Genomic DNA, 23,614 nt, shown 5'->3' on the forward strand with positions numbered 1-23,614 from the left:
CCATGTTCGATCTCATCAGCAATCTCGGCCTCGGCCTCACTGTGGCCTTCTCGCTCAAGAACCTCGTGCTGTGCCTCACTGGCTGTCTGGTGGGAACGCTGGTCGGCATTCTGCCCGGTGTCGGGCCCATTGCCACGATCTCGATGCTGCTGCCGATCACCTTCGGGCTCGATCCGGTGGGTGCGCTCATCATGCTCGCCGGCATCTATTACGGCGCGCAATATGGCGGCTCGACCACGGCCATTCTGGTCAATATCCCCGGCGAGGCGACGGCCGTGGTGACGACACTGGACGGTCACCAGATGGCGCGGCGCGGGCGTGCCGGTATCGCGCTCGGAATCGCCGCCATCGGCTCCTTCATCGCCGGCACCTTCGCCACCCTCTTGATCGCCGCGCTGGCCAAGCCCCTCACCAGCCTCGCTCTCGTCTTCGGCCCGGCGGAATATTTCTCGCTGATGGTGATGGGGCTCGTCTTCGCCGTGGTGCTGGCGCATGGCTCGATCATCAAGGCGATCGCCATGATCCTGTTTGGCATCCTGCTCTCGACGGTGGGCATCGACCTGGAGACCGGCGAGGCGCGCATGACCCTCGGCATGGATTTCCTGGCCGATGGCATCGATTTCGCCGTGCTCGCCATGGGCGTGTTCGGTGTTGCCGAGATCCTACGCAACCTCGACAATGTCGAGACGCGGGACGTGGTGAAGCAGGCCATCGGCCGGCTGCTGCCCGGCCGCGAGGAGATGCGCCAGTCCGCCGCGCCCATCGCGCGCGGCACGATCATCGGCGCTATCCTCGGTATCCTGCCGGGCAATGGCGCCGTCCTCGGCCCGTTCGCTGCCTACACGCTGGAGAAGAAGCTCGCCAAGGACCCCAGCCGCTTCGGCAAGGGCGCGATCGAAGGCGTGGCGGGACCGGAGAGTGCCAACAATGCCGGCGCGCAGACCTCGTTCATCCCTCTGCTCACGCTCGGCATTCCACCCAATGCGGTGATGGCCCTGATGGTCGGCGCCATGACCATCCACGGCATCGTGCCGGGCCCACTGGTCATGACCAATTCGCCGGACCTGTTCTGGGGCATGATCGCCTCCATGTGGATCGGCAACCTCATGTTGCTCATCATCAACCTGCCGATGATCGGCCTGTGGGTGAAGCTGCTGAAGGTGCCGTACCACCTCATGTTTCCGGCGATCCTGATGTTCTGCTCCATCGGCATCTTCTCGATCAATTCCGAGCCGGTGCAGGTGCTGCTGATCGGGCTGTTCGGCTTTGCCGGCTACATCCTGGCGAAATTCGGCTTCGAGCCGGCGCCGATGCTGCTCGGCTTCGTGCTCGGCCGGCTGATGGAGGAGAATTTCCGCCGTGCCCTGCTGGTCTCGCGCGGCAACATGGCGACCTTCATCGACAGCCCGATTTCCGCCGGGCTTCTCGCCATCGCCGCCATCATGCTGGTGGTGGTGCTGCTGCCGAGCTTCCGCCGCGGGCGCGAGGACGTCTTCGCGGAATAGCCGAGCATGGCGGAGGTCGGCTCGTCGAACAGCATTATCTTCGGCTGCATGCACAGGGCGCGCGCTGATCTGTTCCCCGAAAACTGGACCGCCAACCGGCCCAGGACCACCATCCGCCCGGGGCACTTCTCAGTGGAAATCCAGCGTCACTTCTCCGCGGAAATCAACAGGCCGTACGTCCGGTACATGGACGAAAGCTCTCAGCGTCTCGGGCTTCATCTCGATCGAGAAGCCCGGCCGCTTTGGCGGCATGTAGGCGGCGTTCTCGATCACGCAGGGGTCGAGGAAGTGCTCGTGCAGATGGTCGACATATTCGATAACCCGGCCTTCCCTGGTGCCCGACACGGCGACATAGTCGATCATCGACAGGTGCTGCACATATTCGCACAGGCCGACGCCGCCGGCATGCGGCCAGACCGGCAGGCCGTATTTCGCTGCCACCAGCAGCACCGCCAGCACCTCGTTGAGCCCGCCCATGCGGCATGAGTCGATCTGCACCACGTCGATGGCGCCCTCGGCGATGAACTGCTTGAACATGATGCGGTTCTGGCACATCTCGCCGGTCGCCACCTTCACCGGCGCCACCGCCTCGCGGATCTTGCGATGGCCGGCAATATCGTCCGGGCTGGTCGGCTCCTCGATAAAGAACGGATTGGCGAAGGAAAGCTGCTTCACCCAGTCGATCGCCTGACCGACCTCCCACACCTGGTTGGCATCGATCATCAGGTAGCGGTCCGGCCCGATCACCTCGCGGGCGATGGCGAGGCGGCGGATATCGTCCTCGAGGTCGCGCCCGACCTTCATCTTCACATGATTGAAGCCGGCGTCGATCGCCTCATGACAGAGGCGCCGCAGCTTGGCGTCGTCATAGCCGAGCCAGCCGGCCGAGGTGGTGTAGCAGGCGTAGCCCTCGCGTTCGAGGATGGCGATGCGCTCCGCCTTGCCGGTCTCCGCCTGGCGTAGAATGGCGAGCGCGTCGTCACGGTCGAGCACGTCGGTGAGATAGCGATAGTCGACAATGTCGGCGATCTCCTCGGGCGACATCTCGGCGACCAGCCGCCATACCGGCTTGCCGGCCTGTTTGGCGAGCAGGTCCCAGAACGCGTTGACCACCGCGCCGGTGGCGAGGTGCATGGCGCCCTTTTCCGGCCCGATCCAGCGCAACTGGCTGTCGCTGGTCAGGTGCCGCCAGAACTTGCCCGGAGCGGCGAGCACCTCATCGAGATCGGTGCCGACGACGAGATGGCGCATGGCGAGGATCGCCATGCAGCAGATGTCGTTGCCGCGTCCGATGGTGAAGGTGAGCCCATGCCCCTTCAGGTCCGGCTGGTCGGTGTCGAGGATGACATAGGCCGCGGAGTAGTCCGGATCGGGGTTCATCGCGTCCGAGCCATCGAGCGCGTGGGAGGTGGGAAAGCGCAGGTCGATGACCCGCATGTCGGTGATTTTCGCCATGGCGATGCCTCCCGGAGCAATGAGCGCGGATCAGATGTCGGGGACGAAGGTCTGCTTCTGCGACCCCAGCTTCTCGATGCCGAGTTCGACCACGTCGCCGGCCTTGAGATAGCGCGGCGGCTTGAAGCCGAGGCCGACGCCGGGGGGCGTGCCGGTCGAAATGATGTCGCCAGGGTGCAGCGACATGAACTGGCTGAGATAGGAGACGAGATAGGCGGCGCCGAACACCATTGTCTTCGTCGAGCCGTTCTGCAGCGTCTCGCCATTGACCTTCAGCCACATGGCAAGGTTCTGCGGATCAGGCACCTCGTCCTTCGTCGCCAGCCAGGGGCCGATGGGGCCGAAGCCGTCGCAGGACTTGCCCTTGGTCCACTGGCCGAAGCGCTCCAGCTGGAAGCCGCGCTCGGAGACGTCGTGGCACACGCAATAGCCGGCGACATGGTCGAGCGCGTCCGCCTCCGAGACGTATTTGGCGGTCTTGCCGATGACGATGGCAAGCTCGACCTCCCAATCGGTCTTGTCCGAGCCGCGCGGGATCGGCACGTCGTCATGCGGGCCGGCAATGGCCGAGGTCGCCTTCATGAAGACGACCGGCTCGGGTGGCACTTCCATGCCGGATTCGGCGGCATGGTCGGAGAAGTTGAGCCCGATGCAGACGAACTTGCCGGTCCCAGCGACACAGGGGCCGAGGCGGGTTCCCTCCGCGACCAGCGGCAGGCTCGTGATGTCGAGTGAGGAAAGCGCCGCCAGCGCAGCCGGATCGAGCGCGGCGCCGGCTATGTCCGGCACATGGGCGGAGAGGTCGCGGATGCGGCCCTGCGCGTCGATCAGGCCCGGCCTCTCCTGGCCCTTTTCCCCGTAGCGTACGAGTCTCATGCTGTTGTCCCTGTCGGAAAGGCGGGTCAGAGCGACCAGCCGCCATCGATGGCGAAGGCCTGGCCGGTGGTGTAGGTGGCGCCGGCGAGATGGACGGCGAGATCGGCAATCTCTTCCGGCGTGCCGATGCGCCCGATCGGCTGTCGGGCGATGAAGGCGGCGCGGGTCGTCTCGTAGTCGCCCTGCGCGCGCAACCGGTCCTGCAGCGAAGGGCTTTCCACCGTGCCGGGGCAGATGGCGTTGCAGCGGATGTTGTGTCCGACATAATCGGCGGCCACCGACTTGGTCAGGCCGATGACTGCCGCCTTGGTGACGCTGTAGGCAAAGCGGTTCGGCACACCCTTCACGGAGGAGGCGACCGACGACATGTTGATGATGGCACCCTCGCGCCGCTCGATCATGCCGGGCAGCACGGCGCGGATGGTGCGCACCATCGACTTGACGTTGAGGTCGAAGGCAAAGTCGAGGTCGCCGTCTTTCATGTCGAGAATGCTGCCCGGATGCACCACGCCGGCGCAGTTGAACAGCACGTCGACCGGACCGATGCCGGTGATGAAGCTGGCAACCGCAGCGTCGTCCAGCACGTCGAGCCGCGCGGTGGTCAGATGATCGGACGCCGGCAGCTGCGCGAGCAGGGCCTCGTTGATGTCGGTGGCATAGACATTGGCGCCGGCCGCCAGGAAGCCCAGCGCGCTCGCGCGGCCGATGCCCTGACCGCTGGCGGTAACGAGGACGGTCTTGCCCTCAAGCTTGGCCATGGCCACTCTCCTTCATGTGTTCGTCGTTCAGTCGAGGTGGAAGACTTCTTCCATCGTCGCCCACCATTCGCCCTCCTTGCGGGTGGCGAGCGGGCGCTGGCAGGGAATGGTCCGTTTCCACCATTCCTGATTGGTTGGGTCGGCGGCGATCTTCGCCATGTCCGCCGCGAAATCGGTGCCGTGATATTCCCAGGTGCCGAACAGGATGTTCTCCGGTTCGCGCAGGAAAATCGTGTAGTTGCGGATGTTGCTGGCGGCGAGAAGCGCGAGCACTTCCGGCCACACCGCCGCGTGCAGTTCCTTGTAGGTTTTCACCATGTCGGGTTCGAGCCCGATCATCATTCCCATGCGCTGCATGGCGTTCTCCGTTCAGGCCGCGTCCGCTGCCGGGGTGATGCCGTCGAGCCGGTAGAAGGTGACGGCGTTGCCGCCGAACACGGCGTCGTGGTGCTCGCGCGGCACGATGTCCCGGCACTGCTCGACCCAGCCGGCATAATCGCCGGCAAGGCGCAGCACCGGCCAGTCGCTGCCGAAGATCAGCCGCCCGGGTCCGAACAGGTCGAGCAGCGTCTCGGCATAGGGACGCACCGCAACCGGTCCGCGTCCGCCCGCCTCGGTGAGGAGGCCCGACAGTTTGCACCAGACATTTGGCAGCGCCGCGAGGGCGGCGAGGTCCGCCCGCCAGCGCGAGATGTGCCCTTCGGCGATGGGCGGCTTGGCACCGTGGTCGATGACGATCCTGAGCGCCGGATAATGCGTGGCGAGATCCAGCAGCGGGCGCAGATGGCGCGGCATCACCAGCGCATCGAAAGCGAGGTCGTGCGCGATCATCGCCTCGATGGCGGGGGCCAGTGCCGGGTCGGTGATCCAGTCGTCCTGCGCAATGTCCTGGAGCATGGGACGCAGCCCCTTCAGCCGGGGATGCGAGGCCAGCCGAGCGACGGCGTCAGCGGCGTCCGGAGCCTTGAGGTCGGTCCAGCCCACGACCGCCTTGATGAAGGGGTGGCGGGTCGCGAGGCCGAGCATGTGGGCGGTGTCCGCCTCGCGCTCCATCGTCTGGACCAATACCGTGCCCTCGAAGCCGGCGGTGGCGAGCAGCGGCTCCAGATCCTCCGGCCCGAAGTCGCGATAGATCGGGGCGAGATCGGCCGGCGGCCATTGGCCGGCCCGCTCGGCGATCTGCCAGAAGTGCTGGTGCGCGTCGATCCGCATGATCGCGCTCCTTCAGGCCGGGACAGGAGCGCCGTCGGCGATGAGGCCGCGCTCCTTCAGTCGCGTCCAGAAGGCGGCCGGGATCGGCTCCTCGAACCAGCCGATATTGGCCCTGATCTGTTCGCCGTTGCGCGCGCCGGAGACGACGGTGAGCGCGGCCGGATGCGCCAGCGGGAACTGCAGCGCGGCGGCCTGTAGCGTCACGCCTTCCGCCTCGCAGGCGCTGCGCAGCGCTTCGACACGGGCCACGATGTCGGCGGGCGCGTCGCCATAGTTGAACTTGTTGCTGCCGGCGAGAATGCCGGAGTTGAAGGCACCAGCAACCACGATGCCGATGCTGCGGGCCGCGCACGCGTCCATGAAGGGCAGACTCGCCTGTTCCAGCAGCGTGTAGCGGCCCGCCAGCATGCTGATATCGAGGTCGGCGACCTCGATGGCCGCCTCGATGACCTCGAACTCATTGACGCCGAGGCCGAAAGCCTTGATCGCCTTCTCATCGCGCAGCCGGGTCAGTGCGCGGAAGCCGCCGCCGTCGGTGAGCTGGCTCCAGTAGTGCGCGTGGCGCTCGCCATGGGTGAAGCGGCCGATGTCGTGCACGTACAGAATGTCAGGAGCCAGAATGCCGAGGCGCCTCTGGCTCGCTTCGAAGGAGCGCAGGATTCCATCATGCGTGTAGTCGAATACCGGGCGGAAGGGCAGCGGCTCGGCATAGCCGTCCTCCAGCGCGCCGACGGTCGGATCCGGCATCATCACGCGGCCGACCTTGGTGGAGAGCGTGTAGCTCGCCCGCGGATGCTCGGTCAGCATGGTGCCGAGGCGCAGTTCGGAGCGGGTGAAGCCGTAGAAGGGAGCGGTGTCGTAATAGCGGATGCCGGCGTCCCACGCGGCCTGGAAGGCACCGGCGGATTCGGCATAGCTGGTGACGCGGTAGAGGCTGCCCATTTGCGCGCAGCCCAGGCCCATGGCCGTCACGGTGACGGTGCTGCGGGCATGGGTGCGCTGATCGCCGACTTTCATGAGGATGCAGATCCGTTCCAGGGAAAGCCGGGACGCGACGTATGTCGCGTCCCGGAAGGTGCGCGGGAGGAACGGGCTCAGTAGAGAACGTTCTTGGCTTCGGGCTGGTCGATGTTCGCCTTGGTGACGACCACGGCGCCGGTGTCGACGAACTTGTCGACCTTCTCCTTCTTGATCAGCTTGGAGACGGTCTTCACGCCGAGATCGCCCATCTGGAACGAGCCCTGCACGATGATGGCTTCGAGCGTGCCGTCCTTGACGAATTCCTGCAGGTCCTGATTGCCATCGAAGCCGACGGCGACGATCTTGCCCGACTTGCCGGCCTGCTTGATGGCGCGTGCCATACCGATGGCGGTCGGCTCATTGGCGCCGAAGATGCCCTTGAGGTCCGGGTTGGCGGCCAGCACGTCGGTGGTCTGGTTCAGCGCCGTCGCCATCTGCGACTGCGAATAGAACGGGCCGACGATCTGGAGCTTGGAGTGCGCCTTGATATAGTCGGTGAAGCCGCCTACGCGGCCGATCTCGGAGCCGGCGCCGGCGACATAGGACATGACGGCGATCTTGCCCTCGGTGCCGACCTTGTCGATCAGCGCCTTCGCCGCGAGTTCGCCGGCCTTGCGGTTATCGGTGGCGAGGTAGGACTGGTAGTACTGCTCCGCCCCCTTGGCCAGCAGCGAGTCGATGATCACGACGGGGATGCGGGCTTCCCAGGCCTTCTTCACGGCGGGAACCAGCGCGTCGGGGTCGGAGGGGGCCAGCACGATGCCCGCCACGCCGCGATTGACCGCGTTCTCCACCATGTTCACCTCGTCGGCGATGGCGGATTCGGAGGCCGGCCCCTGGAAGGTCAGCGTATTGCCGCCACCCGCTTCCTTCAGCGCGGCGTCGGCGCCCTTTTGCACGTTCTGCCAGAAGGTGGAGTTGACGGTCTTCACGATGACGGCGATTTCGCCGGCATGAGCGGCGGACTGGGCGGCGACGCCGCTGAACAGGACCGCCGAGGCGAGCAGGGCCGTGACAAGCTTCTTCATGGTTTCCTCCAGTTATCTGACGCCGCCATTGCGGTCGCTGAGCCGGTGAGCGCGAGGCTCCGTTGGTTGCGGAAAGCTCTGCGCGTCGGCGGTTATCGCCGGTTGCGCAATTGGTCGATCCAGACCGTGAGCAGGATCACCAGGCCGATGATGATCTGCTGGGTGAAGGCGGAGACGCCGTTCATGTTCAGCCCGTTGCGCAGGATGCCGATCACGAAGGAGCCGATGAACGTGCCGGAGATGGTGCCGACGCCGCCGATCAGCGACGTGCCGCCGATCACCGCGCTGGCGATGGCGTCGAGCTCGTACATCACGCCCTCGTTCGGCTGGGCGGTGACGAGACGGGACATCAGCACGCAGCCGGTCAGTCCGGCGAGCGTGCCGGAGAGCACATAGGTGAAGCAGGTGACGCCGGCGACATTGACGCCGGACAGCCGGGCGGCTTCGCCGTTGGAGCCGACCGCGTAGATGTGCCGGCCCAGCACCGAACGGTTGAGCATCAGCGATACGGCAACGGCGATCACCGCCATCAGGATCACCGGATACGGGATGCCCGGAAAAACCACAGTGGGAAAGCCATCGTCGCCGATGGTGACGATCCGGAAGAGCGCGCCATTGCCGAGGACGCCGAAGGATTCGCCGAGACCGGAGATCGCCCGCGCGCCGGTGATCTGCAGGGCGACACCGCGGGCGATGAGCATCATGCCGAGCGTGGCGATGAAGGGGGGCAGGCGCAGGCGGGTGACGAGAATGCCGTTGATGAGGCCGCAAAACGCGCCGGTGAGGATGCCCAGCATCATGGCGAGCGGCACGGCCAGCCCGAGTTCCTTCACCGCCAGGGCGGCGATGACGCCGGACAGGGCCAGCACCGAGCCGACCGACAGATCGATGCCGCCGGTGATGATCACGCAGGTGGCCCCGATGCCGAGCAGGGCGATGGAGGTCACCTGCAGGGCGATGGTCATGCCGTTGTTGACGGTGAAGAATGCACTGCTGCTCAGCGAAAACACGACGATCAGAACGAGAAGGCTGCCGAGGGCGGCGAATTTCTGGGCGATGTCCTTTTGCCGGTCGGTCAGGCGGCCACGCGTGGGGGCTGGCGGGGTCGTCACGGTCATGGTCATTCTCAGCTCCGTCAGCCGCGGCTGCTTGGCCGTCCGTAGCCGGACGCGTAGTGCATGATTTCTTCTTGGGAGGTGGCTGCGGTCTCCAGCACGCCGGCAATGCTGCCGTGGTGAAACACGGCGATGCGGTCGGTCATGCCGAGAACCTCCGGCAATTCCGAACTGATCAGGATCACCCCGATCCCCTTGGCGGCCAGTTCGTCCATGATCTGATAGATCGCGAACTTGGCGCCGACATCGATGCCGCGCGTCGGTTCGTCAAAGATCAGCACCCGCGACTTCCGGAACAGCCACTTGCCGATGATGATCTTCTGCTGGTTGCCGCCCGAGAGCAGGCGCACCGGCTGGGACGGGGACGGTGTCTTGATGTTGAGGAGGTCGATATACTCCTTGGCGACCTTCGCGTGCCTGGCGAAGTCGATGACGCCGAAGCGGTTCGACACTTCCTCCATATTGGCCAGCGTCATGTTGGCGTCGACCGGCATCTTGACCGCGAGCCCCTGCGCCTTGCGGTCCTCGGAGAGATAGGCGAGGCCGGCGGCAATGGCATCGCGCGGCGAGCGGATGTCCAGCGTCTGCCCCTCCAGCGTGATGGTGCCGGCGTTGAGCGCGTCCGCGCCGAAGATGGCGCGCGCGACCTCGGTGCGCCCCGCGCCCATCAGGCCGGCGAAGCCGAGGATCTCGCCGCGATAGAGATCGAAGTCGATGCCGTGGAATACGCCGTGGCGGGTCAGGCCTCGCGCCGAGAGGATGATGTCCTGCGTCGATCGCGAGGTGCGCTCGGGGAACTTCTCCTCCAGCGAGCGGCCGACCATGCGGCCGACGATCTCGTCGATAGTGGTCGCCGCGAAGTCGTCGGTCGCGATATAGCGACCGTCGCGCAGCACGGTGACCCGGTCGACGATCTCTGCCATCTCGTCGAGGCGGTGCGAGATATAGACGATGCCGACGCCTGAAGCCTTGAGGTCGTGGATGACCTTGAACAGCAGGCGGGTCTCCTGCTCGGTGAGCGAGGAGGTCGGCTCGTCCATGATAAGGACTTGAGCATCCAGCGACAGCGCCTTGGCGATCTCCACCATCTGGCATTGCGCGACCGACAGTTCCCGGACCAGCCTGTCGGGATCGATGACGACGCCAAGCCGGTCCAGGCATTTCTTGGCGTTGGCCCGCAAGGCCTTGCGGTCGACGAAGAAGCCGCGTCGGGGCTCGCGGGCAAGGTAGATGTTCTCCGCGACCGAGAGGTGCGGGACCAGGTTGAGTTCCTGATGGATGATGGCGATGCCGACCGCCTCCGCCTCCAGCGGCGAGCCGAAATTGCAGACATTCCCCTTGTAGACGAGCCGTCCGGACGTTGGCGCATAGACGCCGCTGATGATCTTCATCAACGTCGACTTGCCGGCGCCGTTCTCGCCGCACACCGCATGCACTTCGCCACGCCGAAGATTGAAGTGCACGCCCTGCAGAGCTTTGACGCCAGGGAATTCCTTGCAGATGTCTTCCAGCGACAGCAGCGTTTCGCCGGCCGCCATTGCCTGCGGCGCGCCAATCCGACCGTCGGCGATCGCGCCGCTCGGCATGTTGTCCTCCCCTGTCGCATGAAGCGACTTTGCGTCCGCTGATGCGGATCTTGTTGGCTTTAGCCACTGCGCTTTATGGTGCCACCTCGCTCAATGTGGTCAAGCCAATTTTCGACTTGCCCGGTTGAATCCTCGCTAAGTAGATAAAAGTCGTTTATTTTCAATGGTATAATATTCTTGGCGAAAGTGGTCTGTCCGATTTATGGTAAGGCCAAACCAGAGTGTGCTGCATGAACATCAATCGGACGTCTGAACGTCGGCTTTATCAGCAGGTCGCCGACCAAATTCGCGGCCTGATCCAGAACGGCCATTTCTCGGTAGGAAGCCGTTTGCCGGCCGAGCGCGATCTCGCCCAGCAACTCGGCGTATCGCGCCCCTCACTGCGCGAAGCGCTGATCGCACTCGAGATCGACGGCACGGTCGAGATCCGCATGGGCTCGGGCATCTACGTCACCGCAACGGTCGAGCGTCGCACGCCGTCCCAGGCGGCAACAGGGGAGAGCGCGGTCGAGCTCATGGAGGCGCGGGCGACGGTCGAGGCGGCGGTCATCGGCCTTGCCGGCGCGCGGTTCACGACGGCCTCACTGCGTGGCCTGCGGCTGACATTGGAGGCCATGCGGGCGGATATCGAGGAAGGCCGCAAGCCGCTGGAACACGACCGGCAGTTCCATCTCGCCATCGCCGCGCGTACCGGCAACAGTGTCATCGTTCGGCTGGTCGGCGAGCTGTTCGACGAACGGCACAGCCCCATTTCCTCAAGGTTCCGCGCGCGTTTCGACACGCCGGAGACCTGGCGCGATGCTCTGGCCGAACATGAAGCCATTCTCGCCGCACTGGAGGCGCGCGACGTGCCGCTCGCGCAGATGCGCATGCATGCGCATCTGGAAGAATCCAAGCGGCGCTGGACCGAGAGCGAACCTCGCTAAAGCTCCGCATCTTCCTCGATGACGCGATCTGCTCAACTGCTCAAATGGCGCTGGGCCGTGATCGGGTGAGGTCGCCGTTCGAGTTGGACGCCGCATTGCCGGGCCGCGAGCGACCAAGAAGAGAACTATGTGTTCGCTATAACCCTATGACGCGTGTTGACGCCAAGGCGGACATCGAGCGCGTCCGCTTTCGGTCAAACAGCTTGCTGTAGCTGAAGCGGCCGCTGAGTGGCGTCTTCCATCTGGCTGGTTTTGATCAGCGGAACCATTGAAGCGAACATTCGCTGCACATTCGGTAACACAGGGTTTGCGCAGCACGCTCTCGTGGACGTTCAGGTCGCGGGCAGCCTGCGCAACAGCAACGCCTCGATTCTTCACCAATCTTACAGCCTCAAGCTTGAACTGACGGCCGAACCTACGTCGTTGTATTTCCGCTCAGTTGCATTTCTCTCCCCAGTCCTGTTGGATACCTTATCCAGATACCCACAAAACCTGCAGCAGGCGAGGCCTGCTGCAGCAATGGAAGATCGCTCTAGTCATTTTTTCCGAACGATCGGGGCGGCGCGCTGGGCTGTCGAGACTCACAGCCCGATCGCACCTCCGTATTCCCAGACGCTATTTCGCGTTGTCGCCATAGCCCAAACCCGCAAGCGCGGTCAGCAGGGCGTTGGCGGTCTGGCGCCCGCTCTCATTCTTCCGGCAGACAAGCCAATATGGCAGGGCTAGTTCTGAGGGCAGTGAGATTTGGCGCAGGTCACCGCTCATCCGGGCTACCGATTCCGACGGCAGCACCGAAACGGCACCGTGATGCAAGACCATATTGATGACGACGGGCATCGAATCCAGCTCGATCACCTTCAGCCTGTCCATCTCGGCCTCGGTGAGCGTATCCGCCAGCAGGCGATTGATGATCTGACGCAGCCCACTCCTCGGGCTTGGGACGGCGATAGGAGAGCCAAGCACGATCCTGGTCAAGTCATTCCGCCCTTCTCCCGGTTTGATGACTTGCGACTGACCGACAAGCGACAACGGCGATCGTGAGATCAGATAACTGTCGAAATCCGTCGGGACGTTGACGCTGTTCAGGAGCACCGCATCGTAGGTGCCGCTCTTCAGGCCGGCGATGAGGCCTTCGGTGGTAGTATTGGCCACCAACAGAGGTTGACGGGGCTTATCGTTCATCCAGGTCGCGACGAGCGAGGCGAGCAGCGTAGCAACGAAGCTGTCATGGCCCAGTGGACTGATCGAGCCGAGCCGGATGGTTGCTGCACTTCGGCGGGAACGTCCGGCGGCCGCGTGGGCCAGTTCGTTCCAGATCGCCTCGATGGCACGTGTCGACATTACCAGTCGCTTTCCCGCCTCTGTCGTCGTCGAGCCGTCCACTCGGCGATTGAGCAGGCGACAGCCAAGTGTCGCTTCAACATGTGCGATCTGGCGGGCGAGCTGAGGTTGGCCCAACCCGAGCGACTTGGCTGCCCGGCGGATGCTGCCGGTTTCGGCGACATGTGCAAAGCGAGCTAAAGCGCCGAGGCTCAGCGAGACTTCCTGCCTGCTGCGGTTGCCGATGGCCATGATATCCTGGACATGCTCGGCGAGCCGCTTGATGGCAGGAGACAGCCTCTCAGCCTCAAGGGTCAGAACAACGCTCGTCCCAGCTTTCTGCACAAGTGGCACAGAGATCTGGTTCTCCAGTCGATCGATCGCGGCGGCAATAGTTGAAACTGGCTTCTTCATCACCCGGGCAGTGCCCCGGATGCTCCGTTCGCTCATCACCCGATCGACAATCAGGAGGGTCGAGGTATCCATTTCGAGGCCTGTCTCTTCACCGGCACCGTGGACATGCCGATCTGAAGATATCGGCATATCCCAAAACACGTACACCTTGAAATAGGGTCATAGGGGCCTTCTCGGCCGTCAGAAGCTGTGCTTGGCTGCCCCCGTAAGAAGATCTTCAGGGAAACCAGTGCGTGTCAGAACTGCCCGCGAGGCAGCCGCTCGGCTGCGCGACGGGATGCTGCCCGAGGACGCCTCCCGACCGGAGAGGGGGAGCTGTCTCGATACCCAATATCAGCGTGGCATCCGACCCCGGCTTCGTCGGCCGTGCCCGGCTGCGCGCAGCGTATGCCGTTCTCCCTGCCGAGCGGCCCGCCCGACAAAGGGAGGGGCGCAATCTTCATTCGCATTGAAATCCGGGAAGACGACAAATGCAGGAAATCTGGATTGACTACATCAATGCCTTGGATACCAAGGCGTTGGAACTAACCAACGACGAAATCCTAGACGCCGTGTCCGAGACGCTGGCAGCGCAAGGGCGAGGCGAAACGGTGATCGAACCCAGGGTTCACTTGGTTCCCGAGAGCTCCGACAAGGGCCATTTCAACGTCCTGCGCGGCTATGTGAAGCCGCTCGACTGCGCCGGCGTGAAGGTGGTCGGTGACTTCGTCGACAACTACAAAGTCGGCCTGCCCTCCGAAATGGCGGTGCTGAACCTGTTCAACCCCCGGACCGGCATGCCACAGGCCATCATCGACGCGACGGCTATCACGGACATGCGCACCGGCGCGACCACCGCGCTCGGCGCCAAGCATCTGGCGCGCAAGGACAGCAAGATCCTGGGCCATGTCGGCGCGCGCGGCACGTCTTACTGGAACGTGCGGCTCCTGGACCATCTGTTCGATTTCGACGAGATCCGTGTCCATTCGCGCCGCCCCGAGAGCCGCAAAGCCTTTGCCGCACGCCTGGAAAAGGACCTCGGCAAGAAGATCATCGTGACGGACAACTGGGAGGATTGCCTGAAGGGCGCCGACATCATGGTGGAAGCGAGCCGCCTCCCCGAACCGACGCCGCTGTTCAAGACAAGCTGGGTGAAGAAGGGCGCCTTCGTGGCTCCTTACGGGACGATGAGCGCGCTGGAACTCGATCTCACAGACATCATGGATAAGGTCGTCGTCGACGACTGGGGCCAGTGCCAACCGGGCCGCCCCTTCGGCGCACTTCGCCGACATGTCGACGAGGGCAAGGTGACACTGGAGACGCTCCACGCCGAACTCGGGCAGATCGTCGCCGGGCTGAAGCCCGGGCGCACCAATGACAATGAAACCAACCTGTTCTGGCATCGCGGCCTGTCGTTGTCGGACATCGCCTTGGGACACGCGATGCTGGAAAAGGCAAGGGCGCTGAACATCGGACAACGCCTGAGATACGCCTAAGCAAATACCGTCAACCGTAAGAATCCAAAAACAAGAGGGGTCCGATCATGTTCAATGTTTTCAAGGCGCTGGCCGGCGCCGTTGTTCTCGCTGGTCTCGCCAGCCCGGCTGTTGCGCAGACGGTCACGGTCGGCAGCAAGAACTTCACCGAGCAATATGTGCTCGCCGAAATCTATGCGGCAGCGCTTGAGAATGCTGGCATCAAGGTGGTGCGAAAGATCAATCTCGGTGGAACGCTCATCGCCCATCAGGCGCTGACCACCGGCGAGATCGACCTCTACCCCGAATATACCGGCACCGCGCTTATCTCTGTCGTGAAGGGCAAGGTCCAGAGCGATCCGGATGCCGTCTATAAGCAGGTCAAGGACTTCTATGAGACTAACTTCAAGGTCACATGGCTGAAGCCGGATGCGATCAATAACGGCTACGCCCTGCTGGTCCGGCCGGAAACGGCGGCGGCTCATAACCTCAAGACGCTGAGCGATCTGGGCAAGGCCGCCCCCACGCTGATCCTGGGCGCCGGGCCCGAGTTCAGCGATCGGGCGGATGGGCTGCCCGGCCTCAAGGCCACCTATGGTGCGGAGTTCAAGGAGTTCAAGCAGTTCGCCAAGCTCGGCCTGCGCTATGACGCGCTGGCCGCCGAGCAGATCGACGTGGCGAACGGCTTCGCGACCGATTGGCAGATCGCCGACGGCAAGCTGGTCGCTCTCGAGGACGACAAGCACCTTTTCCCGCCCTACTACGTCGCGCCCGTCATCAGGCAGGATACGCTTGCGGCCAATCCGAAGATCGCCGCAACGCTCGACGCGCTCTCCCCGCTGCTGGACAACGACACGATGCGCCAGCTCAACGCCCGCGTCGAAAAGGACCGCGAGGAGCCGAAGGACGTCGCCGTGGCGTTCCTCAGGGAAAAGGGCGTGATCAAGTAACCACCAGAGCGTCATGCGGACCGTCGCCATGAAGCCCATCGTCACGCTCGGGGTAGCCCGCCTGACCATCGGCGATATCGTCGCTGTCGCCGATGGTGTGCGCACGATCGCGTTCTCCGAAGCGGCTGAGGCCCGTATCGGGGCCTCGGCAGGCGCGCTTGCCCTGCTCAGCGCCGCGGGCGAACGCATCTACGGCGTTACGACCGGACTAGGCGCCGCCGTCGATACGGCGTTGCGGGCGGATGACAACGTGCAGATGCGCGTGCCGTCGGCGCGTTGCGTCGGCGTCGGCCGGGCCGGTTCGCGCCGGGAAGTACGCGCCATCATGACGACGCGGGCCGCCCGGCTCGCCCGGGGCTGTTCCGGGGCGAGTCTCGCGACAGCGCAGGGTCTTGTCGGACTGATCGAACGCGACGTGCAACCGATCGTACCGATGACGGGCTCGATCGGGGAAGGGGACCTCGCGCCGCTGGCGGCGATCGCAGCCGTCCTGATCGGTCGGGGTTTCGCGGCTATGGATGGGGAAATCGTACCGGGGGCCGTAGCTCTGGAACGCGCCGGTCTGTCCCCCCTCCGTCTCGTCGGCAAGGACGGCCTTGCGCTGGTGTCCTCCAATGCCGCTTCGGTCGGTCTTGCGGTGCTCTGTGTGGCCGATGCACGGCGGGTGCTCTCGGCCGCTGTCGCGGCCGGCGCCCTCTCCTTCGAAGCCTATCGCTGCTCGCTGAATCCGCTGTCGGAAGCCGCGCTGGCTCTGCGGCCCCTGCCGGGCCAGGGGGTAGTAGCGGCCGCAATGCGCGCCCTGTTCGAGGACGGCGCCCTCACCCAGCCGGGCACGGCCCGCCGCCTGCAGGATCCATTGAGTTTCCGCTGCATCGCGCCCGTCATGGGGGCGGCGGTTGCAGCGCTGGATTCCGCCCGCGATATCGTCGAGGCCGAGATCAACAGCAGCGACGACAACCCGGCGATCTTCGCCGAAGGGCGCTCCCTGCCGAACGCCAATTTCGACACCACCCATCTGACCCTTGTCCTCGAGATGCTTGGCCTTGCCCTCGCCCGGGTCGCGGCCATGGTTGGCGAGAGGATCATGAAACTGATGTCGCCGGCCTCCAGCGATCTTCCGCGCTTTCTCAGCCCGATCCAGAATGGCAGCAACGGTTATGCCACGGTGCAAAAGACGGTCGCGGCGCTGGTCGCGGAGATCCAGCACCGGGCCAACCCAATGCCCGTGTTCGTCCTGCCCGTCGCCGACCGCGTCGAGGACTACGCCACCATGGCGACGGCGGTGGTCGAGAAGACCGCCGACATCGTCGCCCGGCTGCGGCTGCTGATCGCCGTGGAGCTGATGGTCGCCGCTCAGGCCGTCGATCTGCGGGATGGCATCGCCCTCGGCCGGGGCACGGCCGGCATCCAGGCCGCAGTGCGGAGCGCTGTCGCCATGCTGACCGAGGACAGGCCTGCGACGCCCGATATCGAAGCGCTGGACGCGATGATCGCGGCCGGTGGGTTCGATGTCCTTGACGGGATCGGCGAGGAGACGACGTGATGCTGCGCTGGGTCCCCACACATCTGCCCGAGATCGCCCAGGCGCTGCTGGAGCATGTGACGCTCGTCCTCGTCTCGGTAGCGATCGCCCTGGCGATATCGCTGGTTCTGGGCGTCTACAGCGCCCGCCGGCCTGCGGTCTATGCCGTCGTGGTGTTTCTGACCGGCGCCATCTTCGTGATTCCGAGCCTGGCGCTGTTCGCCCTGCTCATCCCCTTCCTCGGGCTCGGCTTCAAGCCGGCGATCGTCGGGCTTGTGTCGTATTGTCTGCTGGCCCTCGTGCGCAACGTGGCGCTCGGCATCAGGTCGGTGCCGCCCGAGGTGCTCGATGCGGCGACGGGCATGGGCTACGATCCATGGCGGCGCCTGCTGAGGATCGAATTACCGCTGGCGATGCCGCTCATCGTCTCCGGTGTCCGCATCGCCACCATCACCGTCATCGGCATCGCGACGGTCGCGGCCTATATCAACGCTGGCGGGCTCGGCACGATCATATTCGCCGGCATCGACCAGCGCTATCCCGAGAAGATCCTCACCGGCGGCCTGCTCGCCTCTGCCATGGCGGTCAGTGCCGATTTCGCCCTGACGCGACTCGAGCGGCGCCTGCGCACTGGACGGGTGGGCTGAGATGTCGCTGATCGCCGGAACCTTCGCCTGGGTCGTCGCCCATTGGGACTTGATGCGGACAGCCCTGATCCAGCATGCGGAGATGAGCGTCTGGTCGCTCGGTCTCGGGTTGGCGATCGGCATTCCGCTCGCCATCTCCGTGCTGGGGAGTGAGCGGCTGGCCGCATTCGTCATCAATATCATCAACATGCTCCGCACCATCCCGAGCCTCGCGATTCTCGCCGCGGCCCTGCCGCTGCTCGGCATCGGCCTCGTGCCGTCCGTCGTCGCGCTGGTGGTGCTGGCGCTGCCGCCAATCCTGCTCAACACCTATGTCGGCCTGCGGGAAGTGGATGCCGATCTGGTCGACGCGGCTGCGGGCATGGGCATGACGCACGGTCAGATCCTGCGCAAGGTCCAGATGCCGCTGGCCGCCCCGGCGATCTTCGCCGGCATGCGGACGGCGGCCATCCAGGTGATATCGGGGGCGACGCTGGCCTCCTTCATCGGCGGCGGCGGCCTCGGAGACTTCATCACGTCGGGGATCGCGGTCATGGACCAGCAGCGCCTGCTCGCGGGAGCGGTGCCGATCGCCGTGCTGGCGATGGGCGTCGAGATTCTACTCGGTTTTGCGGAGCGGCGCCTGCTCAGGAGCGTGCGCGAGGGAGGCGATACGCGGTGATCAGACTGGAAGGCATTACCAAGCGTTTCGGCGCTGTCGGCAAGCCCTCGGTGGACGATGTGACCATCGAGATGCCGGAGGGAACGACGACCGCGCTCATCGGCCCTTCGGGCTGCGGCAAGACCACCACGATGCGGATGATCAACCGCATGATCGAGCCCAGCGCAGGCCGCATCTTCATCGAGGGGCAGGACGTCACCGGGCTCGACCCCGTGACGCTGCGGCGCCGCATCGGCTATGTCATCCAGCAGATCGGCCTGTTCCCGCACATGACGGTGGCGGAGAACATCGCCACGGTGCCGCACCTGCTGGGCTGGTCGCGGGCGAAGATCGAGGACCGTATCGACGAGCTCCTGGAACTGGTCGGGCTCGAGCCCGAGCGCTTCCGCAGCATAATGCCGCATCGCCTCTCCGGCGGGCAGCGCCAGCGTGTCGGCGTGGCGCGCGCTTTGGCGGCCGACCCGCCGGTCATGTTGATGGACGAGCCCTTCGGGGCGATCGACCCGATCGCGCGCGAGCGGCTCCAGGACGAATTCAAGGAAATCCTCAAGCGCGTGCGCAAGACCATCGTCATGGTCACGCATGATCTCGACGAGGCGATGAAGATGGGCGACCGCGTCGCCATCATGCGCGACGGACGGCTCATCCAATACGCCACGCCGGACGAGATCCTCGCGGCTCCCGCGGATGCCTTCGTCGAGGCGTTCGTCGGCCCGGACCGCGCGCTCAAGCGCCTCAGTCTGCGCAGCGTCGATGCGCTGATGCGACCCGGTTCCGTCGCGGATGCCCCGACGATCGCCAGCGGCGCTTCGGTGCGCGAAGCGCTGGCGCGCCTGATCGGTTCCGGTGCGCGCAGCATGAACGTGCGCGGCGCTGACGGCACCGTCCTCGGCCATGTCACCCGCGATGCCATTCTCGACGGAGCGGACGCCGCGGCATGAGCTGGGTGGCCAATGCCCGCATGTATGCGGTGACTGCCGATGCCTCGGCCGCCTGGGCCGAGCTTTTCGCCTGGGTCGCCGGGAAAAGCGGCGTCGATCTGGAGACGATCCCGCATCCAATGAGCCTGCCGATGACGGCGCTCTGGACGCGATCCGATCTGGGGGCCGCGTTCATGTGCGGCCGGCCCTGGTCGCGGGCCGAGCCGAAGCCGGTGCCGATCGCCTGTCCCGTACCGGCACCGGCTCGCTACGACGGCGCCCCGCGCTACATGACCGATATCGTCGTGCGAGCCGACAGTCTCTTTCGGAGGCTGGAGGATACGTTCGGCCACCGCATCGGCTACACGCTGGAGGAATCGCAGTCCGGCTTCAATGCCCTGCGCCATCATCTGCTCGGCTATCGCTCTGCGAGCCGTCCCGCGCTCTATGCGGAAAGCATCGGTCCGCTGCATACGCCGCGCGGGGTGGTCGCAGCGCTCCTGTCCGGCGCGATCGATGCCGGTCCGCTCGATTCCTATGCCTTCGACCTGATGCGCGCCGCACCGGACGATCCCGCCCACGGACTGCGCGTCGTCGCAACCACGGCGCCGGCCCCGATCCCTTTTCTTGTCGCGTCGTGCTCCTGCCCGCAGCAGGTAATAGAGGCGCTGCGCACGGCTTTTCTGGCCGTGGAAGAGGCGTCGGAGCTTGCGACAATCCGGGAGCGCTTGCTCCTCAGAGGATTCCGCCCGGTCTCCGAGTCCTCGTATGATCTTCTCAGCGCCTGGGATGCAGAGGCACTTGCGGTCCGATATGACGCGCCGGGATGACTCCAAGGGTTGGCGGGGATGCCCGCCGAAGAACCTTTTGCCGGGCGCAACGAAAGTCTCCAGGAGCTCGGCATTCGGCGTCTTGCCGTGAATCGATAATTGTTACCAATTGAGCTACTCAATCCGTGACGTATTTCGTCTTCAATGTCTCGATGTCGATCGAGTTGAGCGCCATTCCCCTGAATTCGACGACAAGCACGGCGCGGCAAACGTGATATGAAGCCGCTAATCCGCTGATCTTCGGGCGTCTGATTCCGACCAACTGGCCAGAGTCGGCTCCTTCCGCAGTGCGGCTTGGACTGCAGTGTAGGGCAGATGACTACAGGCTCGAGAGACTGGTTACCGGAAATGCATAAATGGTGGCGGGCGGACCGGCTGCTTGATGCTCCGTGCGGAAATCGGCGGCGTCTGCGTAGCTACCGCGCAGGGTATCGCGTCATAGCGTAGAATCGGCGGTGTCTGGCGGAGCATGCGGGCTTCGAACTGCGCGATGTGGGGGATCCTCGATCTGTCGCTTCAGCGGCGCTCGTACCAGTCCTGCAGCCGGTACCAGGCGGCGACGATCGGCACGAACCAGGGATTGCCGGAATAGAGTGGCACGGCGGCGAAGCGCTCGCGGTCGAAGGCGGTGGGGCGGTTCTGGCGACCGAGGATCTTCTGGGCGGTCTGGTAGCCGAGATAGGACATCAGCGCGACGCCGTTGCCGTTGCACCCCGCGGCGAACTCGGAATTGTCCCGGCGGCCCATATGGGCCACCTTGTCGGCCGTCATGGCGACGAAGCCGCTCCACGCATGGGTGATCTTGTAGGCTTTCAGTTCCGGCCAGATTTCCGTCATCCGTTCATAGATCGCCGGCGCTGCGTCGCGGTCCTCGCGCTCGAAAAACCCCGGGCGTGAGCCGAACAGGATGCGGCTGCCGTCCGGGGAAGGGCGGGTATAGATCACATCGCGTCGCGTGTCGGAGATCATCCGTCCCTTGGGGATCAGCGTCTCGATGAGATCGGCCGGCAGCGGTTCGGTGGCGATCTGGTAGCTCTTCACCGGGACGACGCGCCGTGCGAGTTCGGGGTGGCCGTCCTTGCGTGTATAGCCATTGGTGGCGCTGACCACATGCTCGGCGATGATGTCGCCGCGCTCGGTCGGGACGAGCTTCAGTCCGCCGCCAGTGTCGCGCACCGGGCCAGCCTTGGCATGGGAGCGCAGCTTCACGCCCGCTGTCCTGGCACGCCGGCGCAGCGCCTGATGGTATTTTCCGGGATGCAGCCCGCCATATTCGTCGACCACCATGCCACCGAAATAATAGTCCGAGCCGATCACCTGCCGCTGGTTGCCGCGATCGTAGAGATGCACGGTCACGCCGGTCTTCTCGGCGAGGATGCGGCCGTTGCGATGGGTCGGCTCGACCATGGACGGTGCATGGGCGCCGAAAAACCGGCCGGTGATCTTCAGGTCGGCGTCCAGCCCCTCTTCATTGACGAGCGTCTGCAGATAATCGAAGGAGGAGATGCTGTCGCCGATCATGCGGTCGAACAGCTCCGGGTCGATGCCCTTGATGGCGCCGCCCACCACCAGTTTCTGCCCGCTCGACACCATGCCGCCCGAGCGGGTCGAGCCGCCTTCGCCGATCCGCCCGCCGTCGATGACCACGACATCGAGCCCGGCGCGGGCGAGTTCGGTGGCCGCGTTGAGCCCGGCATATCCCGAGCCGATGACCACGGCATCCGCGCGGGCGGGAAGCGGGTCGAGGTCGGTCTCCGGCTCGGCGGCCTCCCACCAATAGGGTGCGGCCTTGAAGCCTTCCGCGAAAATGTCTGCTGCCGACATGGCACTGCCTTTGCTGACTGGACGGGATGGGGTGCCTAGAGCACCTGCCCGAGGAATTCGCGCGTGCGCGGGTCCTGCGGCGCGTCGAAGATCTGTGCCGGGGGACCGCTCTCGACGATGCGACCGTGATCGGTGAAGCAGACCCGCTCGGCGACCTCGCGCGCGAACTTCATCTCATGCGTGACCAGGATGCAGGTCAGCCCCTCATCGACCAGTTCGCGGATGGCGGTGAGGACCTCCTTCACCGTCTCCGGATCGAGCGCCGCCGTCACCTCGTCGAACAGAATGACCTGCGGCTCCATGGCGAGTGCGCGGGCGATGGCGACGCGTTGCTGCTGGCCGCCGGAAAGCTGCCCGGGATAGGCATCCGCCTTGTTGGACAGCCGAACCTTGGCGAGCAGCCGATGGGCACGCTCCTCGACCTCTTTCCGGTCGTGGCCGAGCACCTGCACCGGCGCCATCATGATGTTCTGCAATGCCGTACGGTGCGGGAACAGGTTGTATTGCTGGAACACCATCGCCACGCGGTGGCGCAGCGGTCGCATCTCCTTCTCACTTCGCAGCTTGTGGACCTCGATCTCGCCGACGCGGATGCTGCCGCCGTCGATCGGGATCAGCCCGTTGATGCAGCGCAGGATGGTCGACTTGCCCGATCCCGAGGGCCCGATGATGCACACCGCTTCGCCGTCCTTCACGGAGAGCGAGATGCCTTTCAGCACCTCGAAGGACGCGAAGCTCTTCGTCACCGCGTCGAGTTCGATCAGCGCATTGGCGCGGTTCATAGGGTGTCTCCCTTGACCGACTGCTCCAGCCGCCGCGCCAGCAGCGCAATCGGGTAGCAATAGGCGAAGAACAGGAATAGCGTGGTAATGTAGAAGTAGACGATGACCCGCTCGTTCTCCATGGCGAGCAGCGTGTTCAGCGTCGTGAGAACATCCTGAATACCTGTCACCGTCGCGAGCGACGTGGCGATCATCAGCAGCGCGTAGAGGTTCATCCAGCCGGGGATCATGCGGCGCAGCGCTTGCGGCAGGATGATGCGGCCGTAGATCGCCATCGGCATGTAGCCGAGCGCGCGCGCCGCCTCCCACTGGCCGGAATGGATCGACTGCACCGCGCCGCGGATGATCTCGGCGAAATTCGCCGCGGTGGGAAGGGCGAGGCCGATCACCGCCTTCGCGAAGGCGGGTACTGCGACGCTCAGGCCGAACAGCCGCACGTTGAACGGGATGATGTAGAGCATCGCGAACAGCAGCACGAGCCAGGGCGAGTTGCGCAGGAAGTTCATGATGAAGAAGCAGGGCAGGCGGACGAGCCTACTCTTCGCCATCATGCCGAAGGCCAGCAGCGTGCCCATGATCGCGGCCAGCGCCATGGAGCCGAGGCTGAGGAAGATGTTGAGCGCGAACCCGCCGGTGAGCGGCCAGCCGTTGCCGTTGCCAGTCAGCAGCAGCGGCAGGCGCAGCCACACGCGCTGCCAGTATGCCGCGCCTCCCAGGAAGGCATCCGCGGCGATCCATCCGGCGAGCGCCAGCACGATGGCAAGCTGAACCGCGCGCTTCTTCTCGTGATAGGTGAGGGGCCACTGCAT

At 64.9% G+C, this 23,614-nt stretch carries 22 protein-coding genes and 1 pseudogene; 9 read left to right on the forward strand and 14 right to left on the reverse strand.

The genetic code is table 11. The annotated features are described in order from the left end of the window. Positions 1–2 precede the first annotated feature (2 nt). On the forward strand, positions 3–1,505 hold the full coding sequence (locus ACO2RV_RS14675) for a tripartite tricarboxylate transporter permease (RefSeq protein WP_423294212.1): 1,503 nt from the start codon (positions 3–5) through the stop codon (positions 1,503–1,505). A gap of 129 nt (positions 1,506–1,634) precedes the next feature. On the opposite strand, the gene ACO2RV_RS14680 is transcribed toward ACO2RV_RS14675, so the two are convergent. From ACO2RV_RS14680 to ACO2RV_RS14720, 9 genes are all read right to left on the reverse strand, one after another. After that, positions 1,635–2,960 (reverse strand): L-fuconate dehydratase, encoded by a 1,326-nt coding sequence (locus ACO2RV_RS14680; RefSeq protein WP_423294214.1) that lies wholly within the window; start codon positions 2,958–2,960, stop codon positions 1,635–1,637. Between the two features lie 30 nt (positions 2,961–2,990). After that, on the reverse strand, positions 2,991–3,836 hold the full coding sequence (locus ACO2RV_RS14685) for a fumarylacetoacetate hydrolase family protein (RefSeq protein ID WP_423294216.1): 846 nt from the start codon (positions 3,834–3,836) through the stop codon (positions 2,991–2,993). Positions 3,837–3,862: 26 nt separating this feature from the next. After that, positions 3,863–4,594, reverse strand: coding sequence for an SDR family oxidoreductase (locus ACO2RV_RS14690; protein WP_423294218.1), 732 nt, complete (start codon positions 4,592–4,594; stop codon positions 3,863–3,865). A 27-nt stretch (positions 4,595–4,621) separates the two neighbouring features. After that, complete coding sequence (locus tag ACO2RV_RS14695) at positions 4,622–4,951, reverse strand: L-rhamnose mutarotase (RefSeq protein WP_423294220.1); 330 nt, start codon at positions 4,949–4,951, stop codon at positions 4,622–4,624. Positions 4,952–4,963: 12 nt separating this feature from the next. After that, on the reverse strand, positions 4,964–5,806 hold the full coding sequence (locus ACO2RV_RS14700; RefSeq protein WP_423294222.1) for an amidohydrolase family protein: 843 nt from the start codon (positions 5,804–5,806) through the stop codon (positions 4,964–4,966). Between the two features lie 12 nt (positions 5,807–5,818). After that, the gene (locus ACO2RV_RS14705) at positions 5,819–6,823 is read right to left on the reverse strand and encodes an aldo/keto reductase (RefSeq protein WP_423294224.1); all 1,005 of its coding nucleotides are present in this window, start codon (positions 6,821–6,823) and stop codon (positions 5,819–5,821) included. Between the two features lie 77 nt (positions 6,824–6,900). Further along, a complete protein-coding gene (locus ACO2RV_RS14710; protein ID WP_423294226.1) occupies positions 6,901–7,854 on the reverse strand; it encodes an ABC transporter substrate-binding protein in 954 nt (317 codons plus the stop codon). A 92-nt stretch (positions 7,855–7,946) separates the two neighbouring features. After that, complete coding sequence (locus ACO2RV_RS14715; RefSeq protein ID WP_423294228.1) at positions 7,947–8,978, reverse strand: ABC transporter permease; 1,032 nt, start codon at positions 8,976–8,978, stop codon at positions 7,947–7,949. Positions 8,979–8,989: 11 nt separating this feature from the next. After that, positions 8,990–10,555: a sugar ABC transporter ATP-binding protein gene (locus ACO2RV_RS14720; RefSeq protein WP_423294230.1), complete on the reverse strand. Its 1,566-nt coding sequence runs from the start codon at positions 10,553–10,555 to the stop codon at positions 8,990–8,992. A 230-nt stretch (positions 10,556–10,785) separates the two neighbouring features. On the opposite strand from ACO2RV_RS14720, the gene ACO2RV_RS14725 reads away from it, so the two are divergent. Continuing rightward, positions 10,786–11,481 (forward strand): FadR/GntR family transcriptional regulator, encoded by a 696-nt coding sequence (locus ACO2RV_RS14725; protein ID WP_423294232.1) that lies wholly within the window; start codon positions 10,786–10,788, stop codon positions 11,479–11,481. 306 nt (positions 11,482–11,787) lie between these two features. Here ACO2RV_RS14725 and ACO2RV_RS14730 read toward each other — a convergent pair. Then, positions 11,788–11,910: pseudogene (locus tag ACO2RV_RS14730) on the reverse strand (transposase); the annotation flags it as partial. Positions 11,911–12,096: 186 nt separating this feature from the next. Further along, positions 12,097–13,287: a LysR family transcriptional regulator gene (locus ACO2RV_RS14735; RefSeq protein WP_423294234.1), complete on the reverse strand. Its 1,191-nt coding sequence runs from the start codon at positions 13,285–13,287 to the stop codon at positions 12,097–12,099. A gap of 398 nt (positions 13,288–13,685) precedes the next feature. On the opposite strand from ACO2RV_RS14735, the gene ACO2RV_RS14740 reads away from it, so the two are divergent. Genes ACO2RV_RS14740 through ACO2RV_RS14770 form a run of 7 tightly spaced genes read left to right on the forward strand, consistent with a single transcriptional unit; the run spans position 13,686 to position 20,199 of the window. Further along, on the forward strand, positions 13,686–14,690 hold the full coding sequence (locus tag ACO2RV_RS14740) for an ornithine cyclodeaminase family protein (RefSeq protein ID WP_423294236.1): 1,005 nt from the start codon (positions 13,686–13,688) through the stop codon (positions 14,688–14,690). Positions 14,691–14,737: 47 nt separating this feature from the next. Next, the gene (locus tag ACO2RV_RS14745; protein ID WP_423294238.1) at positions 14,738–15,619 is read left to right on the forward strand and encodes a glycine betaine ABC transporter substrate-binding protein; all 882 of its coding nucleotides are present in this window, start codon (positions 14,738–14,740) and stop codon (positions 15,617–15,619) included. A 28-nt stretch (positions 15,620–15,647) separates the two neighbouring features. Next, the gene (locus tag ACO2RV_RS14750; RefSeq protein WP_423294240.1) at positions 15,648–17,162 is read left to right on the forward strand and encodes an HAL/PAL/TAL family ammonia-lyase; all 1,515 of its coding nucleotides are present in this window, start codon (positions 15,648–15,650) and stop codon (positions 17,160–17,162) included. A gap of 2 nt (positions 17,163–17,164) precedes the next feature. After that, positions 17,165–17,788, forward strand: coding sequence for an ABC transporter permease (locus ACO2RV_RS14755; protein WP_423294375.1), 624 nt, complete (start codon positions 17,165–17,167; stop codon positions 17,786–17,788). A 1-nt stretch (position 17,789) separates the two neighbouring features. Then, on the forward strand, positions 17,790–18,449 hold the full coding sequence (locus tag ACO2RV_RS14760) for an ABC transporter permease (RefSeq protein WP_423294242.1): 660 nt from the start codon (positions 17,790–17,792) through the stop codon (positions 18,447–18,449). Beyond that, positions 18,446–19,390 (forward strand): ABC transporter ATP-binding protein, encoded by a 945-nt coding sequence (locus ACO2RV_RS14765; RefSeq protein ID WP_423294244.1) that lies wholly within the window; start codon positions 18,446–18,448, stop codon positions 19,388–19,390. The genes ACO2RV_RS14760 and ACO2RV_RS14765 overlap by 4 nt, the downstream gene beginning before the upstream one ends. Further along, on the forward strand, positions 19,387–20,199 hold the full coding sequence (locus ACO2RV_RS14770) for a phosphate/phosphite/phosphonate ABC transporter substrate-binding protein (protein WP_423294246.1): 813 nt from the start codon (positions 19,387–19,389) through the stop codon (positions 20,197–20,199). Before ACO2RV_RS14765 ends, ACO2RV_RS14770 begins: the two co-directional genes overlap by 4 nt. 516 nt (positions 20,200–20,715) lie before the next feature. On the opposite strand, the gene ACO2RV_RS14775 is transcribed toward ACO2RV_RS14770, so the two are convergent. From ACO2RV_RS14775 to ACO2RV_RS14785, 3 genes are read right to left on the reverse strand one after another with little or no spacing between them, the layout of a single operon-like run. After that, positions 20,716–22,023, reverse strand: a complete 1,308-nt coding sequence (locus ACO2RV_RS14775; protein WP_423294248.1) for an NAD(P)/FAD-dependent oxidoreductase — start codon at positions 22,021–22,023, stop codon at positions 20,716–20,718. A gap of 35 nt (positions 22,024–22,058) precedes the next feature. Next, positions 22,059–22,805, reverse strand: a complete 747-nt coding sequence (locus tag ACO2RV_RS14780; RefSeq protein ID WP_423294250.1) for an amino acid ABC transporter ATP-binding protein — start codon at positions 22,803–22,805, stop codon at positions 22,059–22,061. Continuing rightward, positions 22,802–23,614, reverse strand: coding sequence for an amino acid ABC transporter permease (locus ACO2RV_RS14785; RefSeq protein WP_423294252.1), 813 nt, complete (start codon positions 23,612–23,614; stop codon positions 22,802–22,804). Before ACO2RV_RS14785 ends, ACO2RV_RS14780 begins: the two co-directional genes overlap by 4 nt.

It is taken from the genome of Ancylobacter sp. VNQ12 (genome assembly GCF_049445835.1).
GTDB lineage: Bacteria > Pseudomonadota > Alphaproteobacteria > Rhizobiales > Xanthobacteraceae > Ancylobacter.